Consider the following 11,750-nt stretch of genomic DNA (forward strand, 5'->3'; position numbering starts at 1 on the left):
GATGAAATATGTAATTAGGTGATAAGGCGCGGATCCCCTAGGATTAAAATCGTACCACAAATGCTAATAATGTTATTGAATTGTTTATGCTCTTTGGTTTAATAAATTTACAAATTATTTTTGAGCTATGGCGACTATTAGTTATGCATATTTAAAAAATTGTCCATATACTTCAACTAAAATCAGCTGTGCTTTAAAGAATTTAATTTATGAAACAAAGTTAAATACACTGTATTTGTGTGCTAATTCATCGTTTTGCCTATTTTAAAAGCAGTTAAACTAAAAAAGTGATTTATTGCTTTACCTTTTCTCAAAGGTCTCTATAATTCGTCGACATTGCAGGGGCGTAGTTCCAATTGGTAGAACAGCGGTCTCCAAAACCGACGGTTGGGAGTTCGAATCTCTCCGCCCCTGCCATTTCTTCTTTACATCGTTTTTATTACTTCATATATTGTTCAAGTGTTTAATTTACTGAGTTGTTATGCATCAACGTTACGCAGCTATTTTGGGTATAGAAAACCTCGAACTAAATCAACATTATTGTCCAAACAATACTAATTCCGCTTCAGGGCTTATACAAAGTACTGAGCCTTTAACGCTTAATAAGCAGTTATTTACTGATATAAAGCTAAGTGCTCAACCTATGGTTATTAATAGTGTGCTTAAAGGCAGTGAAATGCAGTTAACCGATGATAAGCTTATATTGCCAACCCAACAGCTCAGTGCTAATGATAAACGCGCTTTATGGGCTTTAATGAGTGAACACCTTGATAAACTTTAACGCCGTAGATGAAAGCGCTATTGAACAATTAATGGCAATTGAAACTGCTTGCCATAGCCACCCTTGGACGCTTAAAACAATGAGTTCATGTATGGGGGGGCGCTACTTTAACTTGGCGGCGTTTGATAAAAACACATTAGTGGGTTTTTATATTGGTGAAAAAGCAGGGCCTGACTTTACGCTTATGGATATTTGTGTAACACCAAGCCACCAGGGTAAGGGTATTGCAAGGCAGTTGTTAGCCCAGTTTATTGAATATGGTGAACAACAAAATGCTGAAAACCTCTTTTTAGAAGTACGTGAATCTAATACACGGGCTATTGCGCTATACGAGAACGCTGGCTTTACAGAGATGTCAGTGCGTAAAAACTACTACCCAAGTGATAATCCGGCCAAAAATGGCTTTGAAGACGCTATTTTAATGGGCATGGCATTAGGTTTAAACTTTTCATAATTAAAGTCGGTGATTAGCGTTTTAGCATAAAGCACTAACGCACCGAACTTGTACTATTTTGTAAGTTTTCTTTTAGGTTACTTTGCCACTAATTGCTTGCTCAATGGCTACTATCAAATCAGTTACTAACTCATCTCTTGGCACTTTATTGTTACTTTTTAAATTTTCTTCAAGTGCTGCTGCGCTATGGTAAATTTCATCAAAGTTAAAGCATCCAGAACTTCCTTTAATACTGTGCGTTATACTTCTTAATGCTTCCCAGTCATCAGAGTGTTGTAGAGCCTTAACTTCTTCTAAATATGTAGGTAAGTTCGCTAAATAGTTATCAGCTATTTGCTGAAATTTTTCACTCTTTAATAAACTATCCCATTTATTTTGATTGTCTTTTTCAAGATGCAGATAGCTTACGAGTACGTTTTCCAGAGCATCTTTGTCTATTGGTTTAGCAAGAGCTTTATCACAACCCGCTTCTAAGTAGGTGCCAATGTCATGGTTCATTACATTGGCAGTAAGGGCAATAATAGGGCCATCATATGCTGCGTGGCGTAGCATTTTAGTCGCTTCTAACCCGCCCATTACAGGCATTTGCATATCCATAATAATAAGCTGGTAGTCATTTACGAGAGCCATTTCTACGGCTTGCGCGCCATTGTTAGCAATATCGGGCTCAAGGCCCCAGGTTTGCAGTAGTAATTTAATTAATAGTTGGTTATCAGGGTTATCCTCAGCGACTAAAATATTGGCCTCAAAATTATTGGTCGCAAACGATAAGAGAGGGTCTTTCTCTGGTATCAACTGGCTTTCTTGCGTTAAAAACTCAAGCATTGGTTGATCATCGGATAACTGACACGACACCCTAATTGTAAAGCGGCTACCAACGCCAACTTCACTTTCAAGCGTTACATCGCCACCAAGTAACAGAGCTAAATTTTTAGAAATACACAGCCCAAGGCCTGTACCACCAAAACGACGTGTGGTTGTAGCATCTGCTTGTTCAAACGGTTTAAATACACGTTCTATTTGATGCTCAGACATACCAATGCCGGTATCTTTAATTACAAATTCTAGCTTTTGACTTGCTTGTAAATAATGTACGCAAATAGAAACACTGCCATTTTCGGTAAATTTAACAGCGTTGTTTGCAATATTTATAAGTATTTGTTTTAAGCGGGTCACATCACTATAAATGGTGCGAGGTAGCGGCAGTTGGTAATCAATATTAAGGGTTAATTGTTTTTCTTGTGCCAGTGGTTGAATAATTGATTCAATATCATGCACAATCTGCACTACGTTTAACGCAGATAAATCGACAGCTAGCTTTTCGGCTTCAATTTTAGATAAATCGAGTATGTTATTTATTAGCTCTAGTAAGTGTTTTGAATTACGTAAAATAGTACTTAGGTGTTGCTTATCGTTTGCTACTTTATCGTTATGTAATAACTGCTCTGTAAATCCCATAATAGCCGTAAGTGGCGTGCGTATTTCGTGGCTCATATTAGCTAAAAAGCGGCTCTTAAGTTGATTGGCTTGCTCAGCTTGGCCAATAGCTAACTCAAGTTGGCTGTTCATAGCTTCGAGAGCTTGGGTACGGCTTTCTACTTTATCTTCAAGATGGTGCTTATATTCTTCAAGCTGCTGCTGGTAGTGTCTTATCTGATTAACCATGTGGTTAAAGTCGTTAAATAAAACACCCACTTCATCATTAGTGTGGGCAGGTAAGAGCACCGACAAATCACCATCACCCACACGGTGACTCGCTGCACCTAGTAACTCAATTGGATTAAGTAATAAATTACGCACCACTACAAAAATTAATATAGGCAAAGTGATCACCGAAATGATAACAATTAAGCCTGTTATTAAACTTATGGCTTTACCTGATTGATAAAGTACCCCTTTTGGAATGGTCGATACGTAATAATACCCTCCAGGCATTTGTACTGCAAAAATCATTCTCTCAATTTTATCTATGCTTGAGAGCTCAATGGTCGAAAGCATGCCAATATCAGCTAAGTCGTGGATTTGGTTGAGTTCGTATTCGCTTATATATTGGCCGCGCATATTGTAGTCAGAGCTAAATAAAATCTTACCGTCTTTGGTCAGCATTAAATTAAGTGTGTTGTTATATGGCGCTTCTAAAATACTGGAGTTAAGTATTGAAGGCTCTACATGCATTACAATAAACCCAAGCTGTTGTGGGCGCTTTAAGTAGTAATCAACGCTATAAATTCGTTGAATAAAATATAAACTCGTAGTGCCATCATCTTTTTGAATCATAAACTGCTGTTTACTTAAATTACTTTGCAATATTTGATTAAAAAATGGGTAGCCTTTAGGTGCTGTAGTTAAATTGTTAGAGTAGTAGGCATCACTTTTACCGCTGGCAGAGACTAAATTAATACTAATTATATCGGGATAAGCCTCACTGTAACTAGCAAATACATCCATAAGCGCGCCAAGTTTTCGGGTGTAATTACCATTAGTGCGAATATCGTTTGTTAAAAAGTCGCTAAGTACAGGCGAAGTTGAAAGCAGTTTTGCAGTAGAGTGAAAAGAGTCGATGTAGTTAAATATTTTTTGTTGTTGCTGCTCAACAAAACGGCTCATTATTAAATCAGCTTGTTTTTGAGTTGAATTAGTTACATTGGTGAGCGTAAAGCCACCTAAAAATAGCAACGGTAGAATAACAAGAGGTGTTATATACCATAATAATCTAATACTTAACTTACTGGTTTTCATGACCAAACTACTTATCCTCCATGCAATCTATCAATAATATGCGTTACGGCCTGATTACACAAGCTTGTAGCGGTCTTGGTGTCTAAATTACAATCATTAGTTGCATGATCTTTAGCTCTTTTATTTATGTTAAAGTTATTTAAATTTAACAAGTTACACTGAATAATATTAATTCAGTGTTCAAAAGATTTACATAGTTTTACATCTTTTTAAGTCACTAATTAAAGTTGATGCACTGCCAGGCGTGACATTAAGAGGGCACGTTGACAGTCTAAGTCCAGCAAGTGGTGTAAGCTACTCCACTATTGGTGCGCATAATGCAACAGGCAACTTTACTAAAATAGCGCAGCGCCTACCGGTAAAGATTAGTTTAGATGCTAAGCAGCCTCTACTTAGTCAACTACGTGTTGGAATGTCGGTTGTACCTACTATTGATGTTATTAAGTAACTACTAATTTTTATTTAAACGATCTACGACTAAATTGTAGGTCGTTTAAATATCGCTCGCTGTACACATTCATTTAAAGCTAAGATATTTTTAAGTAGATAGCACACTTTTATACCGACTCCTGTTACAATTGCCATTATTAAAAAATTAGCTATTGGCGTTTTATTATCAGCTGTTTATAACGTTAAAATCAGCGTAAATAGCAGCTAATTACGATCAACATTACGGGTTTACTCGCAAGCGCTTATTTAAATGCATTCAACCCCGCATCAAACTAAAAGAATTTATTAATGGCAGACCAAACTATTATCAATGAAATCAGCAAGCGAAGGACCTTTGCTATCATCTCTCACCCGGATGCTGGTAAAACAACGATTACCGAAAAAGTATTGTTGTTCGGACAAGCTATTCAAAGAGCTGGTACTGTAAAAGGTCGCGGCTCTAATCAGCATGCTAAATCTGACTGGATGGAAATGGAGAAAGAGCGTGGTATATCGGTTACTACCTCTGTAATGCAATTTCCATATAACGACGCACTTGTTAATTTACTCGATACGCCAGGACATGAAGACTTTTCGGAAGATACTTACCGTACATTGACGGCAGTAGATTCATGTTTAATGGTTATTGATGCGGCAAAAGGTGTAGAGGATCGTACCCGTAAGCTTATGGAAGTTACACGCCTGCGTACAACGCCTATTGTTACGTTTATGAACAAATGTGACCGCGATATTCGCGACCCAATGGAAGTGCTGGACGAAGTTGAAACAGAGCTAAATATTGCCTGTGCGCCTATTACTTGGCCAATTGGCTGTGGTAAAGAGTTTAAAGGTGTTTATCACATTCATAATGGCGAAGCTATTTTATATAAAACAGGTCAAGGTCATAAAATTCAAGAAGTTCGCACTATTAAAGGGCTTGATAACCCAGAGCTAGATATTGCGATTGGCGAAGACTTAGCTGCGCAGTTACGTGATGAGCTTGAGCTTGTTATTGGTGCGTCAAACGAATTTGATTTAGATCTGTTTTTAGCCGGTGAACTTTCGCCAGTTTATTACGGTACCGCACTTGGTAACTTTGGTGTTGATCACGTGTTAGATGGTTTAACTAAGTGGGCGCCAACGCCATTACCACGTGAAACCGAAGACAGACTAATTGTTGCAACTGAAGAAAACTTTACCGGGTTTGTATTTAAAATTCAGGCCAATATGGACCCTAAACACCGTGACCGTATTGCATTTATGCGTATTGTATCGGGTAAGTACAGCCAAGGCATGAAAATGAACCATGTGCGTATTGGTAAGCAAGTGAGCATTTCTGATGCGGTAACCTTTATGGCGGGCGATCGTGAACGTGCCGCAGATGCTTTCGCTGGTGATATTATTGGCTTGCATAACCACGGTACAATTCAAATTGGTGATACGTTCACGCAAGGCGAGAAACTTAAATTTAGTGGTATTCCTAACTTCGCGCCTGAATTATTCCGCCGTATTCGTCTTCGCGATCCGCTTAAGCAAAAGCAATTATTAAAAGGCTTAGTACAGCTTTCTGAAGAAGGTGCTGTGCAAGTATTTAGACCGCTTATAAACAACGATTTAATTGTGGGTGCGGTAGGTGTACTTCAGTTTGATGTAGTTGTAGCACGTTTAAAAGCAGAATATAACGTTGATGCTATTTATGAAGGTGTAAACGTAAATACAGCGCGTTGGGTAAGCAGTGATGACGTTAAAAAGTTTGAAGACTTTAAGCGTAAGTGCGAAAGCAATTTAGCACTCGATGGCGGTGATAACTTAACTTACATTGCGCCGAGCCGTGTAAACCTTAACTTATCGGTAGAGCGTTACCCAGAAGTAACGTTTAGCCATACACGCGAAAACTAGAGCTCATTTACAAGAATTAAAAGAAAACCTGCTTTGGCGGGTTTATAAAGGTAAAAAAATATGAATATTCGTACTATTTTAATTGAAAAAGCCATTGCAGCTATGGTCGGTGCAGGCTTACCTGAAGACACAAACCCGGCAGTAACGCAAAGCACGCGTCCACAATTTGGTGATTACCAAATTAATGCAGCCATGGGCGCAGCTAAAAAAATGAAAAGCAACCCGCGTGAGCTTGCACAAAAAATTATTGATAACCTTGATGTAAGCGATATTGCACAAAAGACTGAAATTGCGGGTCCTGGTTTTATTAATATCCATTTGAAGCCTGAGTTTTTAGCGCAAAGCGTACAAGCCGCTAACAGTGATGCAAAGCTTGCTGTAAACGAGCACGCAAACCCACAAAAAGTGGTAGTTGATTATTCATCACCAAACCTTGCTAAAGAAATGCACGTAGGCCATTTACGTTCAACTATAATTGGTGACTCAATTGTACGTGCGCTTGAATTTAGAGGTGATACGGTTGTGCGTCAAAATCACATGGGTGATTGGGGTACGCAATTTGGTATGTTAATCGCGCATTTAGAAGATCAAATTAGCCAAGGTGTAGATTTAGATACTGTTGCGCTTGCTGATTTAGAAACCTTTTACCGCGATGCTAAAAAACGCTTTGACGACGAAGAAGGTTTTGCAGATAAAGCACGTGACTACGTTGTTAAATTACAAGGCGGCGATGCGCACTGTGAAAAACTTTGGAAACTATTTATAGCCACCTCAGTTAAGCACTCTGAAGAAGTATACAAGCGTTTAAATGTAACGCTTACGCAAGCCGATATTATGGCTGAAAGCGCATACAACGCAGAACTTAACGACATTATTAGCCTACTAAAAGATAAAAATATTGCGGTAGAGTCGCAAGGCGCACAAGTGGTTTTTTTAGATGAGCTAGCTAATAAAGATGGCGAGCCATCAGCGTTTATCGTACAAAAATCTGGCGGTGGTTTTTTATATGCAACAACAGATTTAGCTGCATGTGACTATCGCTCAAACAAATTAGGTGCTGATCGCATCTTAATTTTTGTAGATGCACGTCAAAATCTACACTTTAACCAAGTAGAGCTAACAGCGCGTAAAGCGGGTTTATTAAGAGACGAAACAAGCTACGAGTTTTGCCCGTTTGGCACCATGATGGGCGCCGATAATAAACCATTTAAAACACGTACTGGCGGCACAGTAAAACTTGCTGATTTATTAGAAGAGTCAATTAACCGCGCAGCAGCAAAATTAGCTGAACGTGAGTCTGATTTAAGTGATAGCGATCGCAGCGAAATTGCACGTAAAGTAGGTATTGGCGCAGTTAAATACGCTGACCTTTCTAAGCACCGTACCAGCGATTACATATTCAACTGGGACAGCATGCTAAGTTTTGAAGGCGCAACCGCTCCTTACTTACAATATGCTTATACACGTGTACGCAGTATTTTCCGCAAATCAGGCGTTGATGCTGCTTTATTAAATTCAGACGTTGCAATTGTTGAGCCTCAAGAAAAAGTACTTGCACTTAAGCTACTACAGCTTGAAGAAGTACTTGATTTAATGATCAGCGAAGCAACACCGCACGTACTATGTGGTTACTTATATGAGCTTGCGAGCTTATACATGACATTTTACGAAGCCTGTCCAGTACTTAAAGAGGGCGTAGAGCCAAGCGTGCGCGATAGCCGTTTAGTGCTGTGTAATTTGGTTTCAAGAACTTTAGAAACGGGATTAGATTTGCTAGGCATCGAAGTCATGGAGCAAATGTAATCACCTTCTGCTGCGTGTAGTTCGCTTTGACTGCGTTGTCGTGCTTTTTTAGCCTAAGTCACATACTAAATGTATGCTCCTTGGCATAAAAAAGCACTCCGTCTTATCAGCACTTCTACACTTGCAGATATCTGAATTGTGTAGTTCGCTTTAGCTGCGTTGGTAAAACTATTTAGCCTAAGTCACATACAAACCGTATGCTCCTTGGCATAAATAGTTTTACCGCCTTGCTAGCACTTCTACACTTGCAGATGTAATGTTTTACATTGTAGGTTGGGTTGAGAGAAACGAAACCCAACGATACATCTGAGACTCTATACTTATTGCTATTGATATACCTGAATCTTAATATTTGTTACTACTCAACATCTATTGTTTTAAGCTCGCTACTCTAAGCTCTTTTCTATGGCTTTATTTAAAGGACTTGTTATGAAACTCGAAGATATCCGCCGTGAATACCTGCAAGACGCGTTAAGCGAAGATAACTTGCAAGATGATCCGTTTAAGCAGTTTGAAACATGGCTTGAGCATGCTGTAGCAAGCCAATTACCTGATCCAACAGCGATGGTTGTAGCAACTGTTGATGAAATAGGTCAGCCTTCACAGCGTATAGTGCTTTTAAAGCATTTGGATGATAACGGCTTTGTGTTTTTTACCAATACAGGTTCGCGTAAAGCGCAGGAGCTTAAAGGCAATAACAAAATTTCCTTGCACTTTCCGTGGCATCACATGGAACGCCAAGTTATTGTTTATGGTGAGGCTAAACCATTACCAACTTCTGCTGTGGCAAAGTACTTTTTATCTCGTCCTAAAGAGAGCCAATTAGCAGCATGGGCATCAGCGCAAAGTCGTCCGGTGTCATCACGTAAAGTACTAATGGAAACCTTCGCTAACATGAAAAACAAGTTTGCTAAAGGTGAAATTCCATTACCTGATTTTTGGGGCGGGTATTGTGTAGTACCCACTAAAATTGAGTTTTGGCAAGGTGGGGCGCATCGTTTGCATGACCGTTTTATGTATCAGCGCCAAGCAGATAACAGCTGGCAAATTACACGCTTAAACCCTTAATAAATAGATGAGTAAGTAACCGTGCAATTTATTGACTCTCATTGCCACCTCGATTTTAGTGAGTTTGATTCAAGTCGTGAATCGCTCATAAGAGAGTGCGTAGCAAAGGGGGTTAATCAGTTTGTTGTACCGGGTATTACGCTTGCTCAATCGCATACCCTCATAGAGCTCAAAGCAACCTACCCAAGTATAAAAATAGCCGCAGGGCTACATCCTTATTTTTTAGATAAACATCAAGAATCGCACATAGAAGCGCTTTTTGAGTTCGCGACCGCAAATAAGCATCAGCTTGTGGCTATTGGTGAGTGTGGGCTTGATAGAAGCATTGAAAGCCTCTCTAAACAAACTTATTTATTTGAACAGCAAATAAAGCTTTCTAATGAGCTAAACTTACCGCTCATTGTACATCACAGGCAAAGCCATGATTTAATTGCGCAATCGTTTAAACGTTGTAAGCCAAAAAATGGGGGAGTAATTCATGCATTTTCAGGTTCAATCCAACAAGCGAAGTATTATATCAAACAGGGCTTTAAGCTTGGCGTAGGCGGTGTTATCACCTATGAACGTGCAGCTAAAACCCGTGCTGTTATTGCCGCTATTGAGCCCGAGCACTTAGTGCTTGAAACGGATTCACCTTCAATGCCGTTAAGTGGCTACCAAGGTGAGGTTAACACGCCATTGCATATACCTGATGTATTTGACGCACTATGTGATTTAAAGCCACACAGCGAAAAAGAGACGCTTGCAAAGCAGCTTTATGATTCTTGCTCAGATGTTTTTTGCATATAACGATTTACCTGCCAACGTTTTAATCCACGGCCTAACTGCCACGTAAAAATACAAGCAATCACTAACATTAATAAAACCTGCCTGCCTAAGTCATGAAAATGATTATGGCTGTCGGATATTGCAGCGCGAGTTAAATAAGTAATAGATACAAAACCTATAGGGCGGTCATCATCGCTTATAACAGGTTCCATAAAAGGTGTTTTTAACTTACTTATTCCAGGGGTAGAATCAGAAAGTTGACCATAAACATGGTGCGACTGCCAATTGTCGCTACTGGCTAATAAAATACCTTGTTGATCATAAATAGTGGCCGAAAGCACAAACTCATCTTTACTTATATCGTTACAAATTGCATTGAGCTGGGGTTTGTTTTTTTCGATTAAAGGTGTTTTAACATTTAAAGCCATAAACTGAGTGAGGCTTTTGGCGGTGCTGTCGGCGCTATCGTAAAGTAACTGGTGACTCTGAAAACTACTATTAACACCCACCCAGCTTAGTAATACAAAACAGCCAGCCGCAAGAATTAAGCGAACGAGTCGCTTTCTTTGGGATGCGCTTATAGGGTTTTTAATATGGTTATTTTTCATAGTCACCGTTTATGCTACTGACAGCATTTTGATTTGATGTTACAACTACACTAACTATAACCTTAAACCCCACCTGATGGCGAATTTAGTGTTGAGAATACCAGTTTTGAGATGCCAACTATCAGGAAAATAAAAATAAACACGGAGATCCCATGTCGCATATCAACATGGCACAGCAAGCTGCTGAGCAACCATTACAACACTTAACTCTAAATAAATGGTTTAGCTATAGTGGTGGTGTATCTACACCTCTCGATTATATCCCAAACAAAGCATTAGGGTTATTTAGCATCGCATTTGCAGGTGATTTTGAAGAAAAACATATTGCCAATATTGTTGACTTTTTAGCGACACATAACCAAATCATTACCGCTATATGCCGATACCAACCTGATTTAGGGCTTGCACCTGCACTGTGTTTTTACGCGCAAAATGCAGATAAAACTATAAACCCGTTAGTACTACAAGAATTTTCAAACACGCTTGATTGTCAATTAGTGCAAGTTGCTACGCCGCCTAATTTATATGAGCCTGGTTTATTGGTTATGGATATGGATTCAACTGCAATAACTATTGAGTGCATAGACGAAATAGCACGCCTTGCGAACGTATACGAAGAAGTAGCCTCTGTAACTGCACTTGCAATGGCGGGTAAAMTTGATTTTWGTGAGAGTTTATATCAGCGTGTAGCTAAGCTTGAAGGTATTGAAAAAAGTTTAATTGAAGAGCTGAAAAGTACATTACCATTGATGCCTGGTATTAAAACACTGTGCCAAATTTTAAAGCAACATAACTGGTATTTGGCGATTGCCTCAGGTGGTTTTGTGCCTTTTGCAGAGCGCGTACAAGAGCTAATTAATTTAGATGAAGTGCACGCTAATATGCTCGAATTTAAAGACGACAAGCTAACAGGTAAAGTACTGGGTACGATTGTCGATGCGCAGCAAAAAGCGGTCGTTTTAGAGGTGCTTCAGCAAAAGCTAGGGCTAAAAAAAGCACAAACTGTAGCTATTGGGGATGGCGCAAATGATTTAGTCATGATGGCAAAAGCGGGCCTAGGTGTGGCCGTACATGGTAAGCCTAAAGTGGTTGAGCAAGCACAAGCGGCTATTTGTGAGGGGTCATTATTGCAATTGTTGTATATGTTGGCTATTCCGTTAGAAAAACAACCAACACTTTAAAATAAATTAAGTTAAGCCGC

The 11,750-nt window shown here is 39.2% G+C and carries 10 protein-coding genes and 1 tRNA gene; 9 read left to right on the plus strand and 2 right to left on the minus strand.

The genetic code is table 11. The features are described 5' to 3' along the window. The first annotated feature begins 340 nt into the window (after positions 1–340). The 3 genes from EU510_RS11660 to rimI all read left to right on the plus strand — a co-directional run bounded on the left by EU510_RS11660 (position 341) and on the right by rimI (position 1,235). Positions 341–417 (plus strand) — tRNA-Trp (locus tag EU510_RS11660). A gap of 64 nt (positions 418–481) precedes the next feature. After that, a complete protein-coding gene (locus EU510_RS11665) occupies positions 482–781 on the plus strand; it encodes a hypothetical protein (protein WP_149593637.1) in 300 nt (99 codons plus the stop codon). Then, a complete protein-coding gene (gene rimI / locus EU510_RS11670; RefSeq protein ID WP_149593730.1) occupies positions 768–1,235 on the plus strand; it encodes a ribosomal protein S18-alanine N-acetyltransferase in 468 nt (155 codons plus the stop codon). Before EU510_RS11665 ends, rimI begins: the two co-directional genes overlap by 14 nt. 72 nt (positions 1,236–1,307) lie before the next feature. On the opposite strand, the gene EU510_RS11675 is transcribed toward rimI, so the two are convergent. After that, positions 1,308–3,974: an ATP-binding protein gene (locus EU510_RS11675; protein WP_149593638.1), complete on the minus strand. Its 2,667-nt coding sequence runs from the start codon at positions 3,972–3,974 to the stop codon at positions 1,308–1,310. Positions 3,975–4,218: 244 nt separating this feature from the next. Here EU510_RS11675 and EU510_RS11680 point away from each other — a divergent pair, with 244 nt between their 5' ends. The 5 genes from EU510_RS11680 (at position 4,219) to EU510_RS11700 (ending at position 9,962) form a co-directional block, all read left to right on the plus strand. Next, positions 4,219–4,422, plus strand: a complete 204-nt coding sequence (locus tag EU510_RS11680; RefSeq protein WP_262501222.1) for a multidrug transporter — start codon at positions 4,219–4,221, stop codon at positions 4,420–4,422. Between the two features lie 290 nt (positions 4,423–4,712). Then, complete coding sequence (prfC, locus tag EU510_RS11685) at positions 4,713–6,302, plus strand: peptide chain release factor 3 (RefSeq protein ID WP_149593640.1); 1,590 nt, start codon at positions 4,713–4,715, stop codon at positions 6,300–6,302. Positions 6,303–6,362: 60 nt separating this feature from the next. After that, a complete protein-coding gene (gene argS, locus EU510_RS11690; RefSeq protein ID WP_149593641.1) occupies positions 6,363–8,105 on the plus strand; it encodes an arginine--tRNA ligase in 1,743 nt (580 codons plus the stop codon). Between the two features lie 429 nt (positions 8,106–8,534). Beyond that, positions 8,535–9,173, plus strand: coding sequence for a pyridoxamine 5'-phosphate oxidase (gene pdxH / locus EU510_RS11695; protein WP_149593642.1), 639 nt, complete (start codon positions 8,535–8,537; stop codon positions 9,171–9,173). A gap of 21 nt (positions 9,174–9,194) precedes the next feature. Then, on the plus strand, positions 9,195–9,962 hold the full coding sequence (locus EU510_RS11700; protein WP_149593643.1) for a TatD family hydrolase: 768 nt from the start codon (positions 9,195–9,197) through the stop codon (positions 9,960–9,962). Here the strand turns inward: EU510_RS11700 and EU510_RS11705 are convergent. Beyond that, complete coding sequence (locus tag EU510_RS11705) at positions 9,929–10,549, minus strand: AhpA/YtjB family protein (RefSeq protein WP_002958772.1); 621 nt, start codon at positions 10,547–10,549, stop codon at positions 9,929–9,931. The genes EU510_RS11700 and EU510_RS11705 overlap by 34 nt on opposite strands. A 152-nt stretch (positions 10,550–10,701) precedes the next feature. Between EU510_RS11705 and serB the strand changes: the two genes are divergently transcribed. Then, complete coding sequence (gene serB / locus EU510_RS11710; protein ID WP_149593644.1) at positions 10,702–11,730, plus strand: phosphoserine phosphatase SerB; 1,029 nt, start codon at positions 10,702–10,704, stop codon at positions 11,728–11,730. The last annotated feature ends 20 nt before the right edge of the window (positions 11,731–11,750 follow it).

The organism is Pseudoalteromonas sp. FUC4 (genome assembly GCF_008370255.1).
In the GTDB taxonomy this organism is placed as follows: domain Bacteria; phylum Pseudomonadota; class Gammaproteobacteria; order Enterobacterales; family Alteromonadaceae; genus Pseudoalteromonas.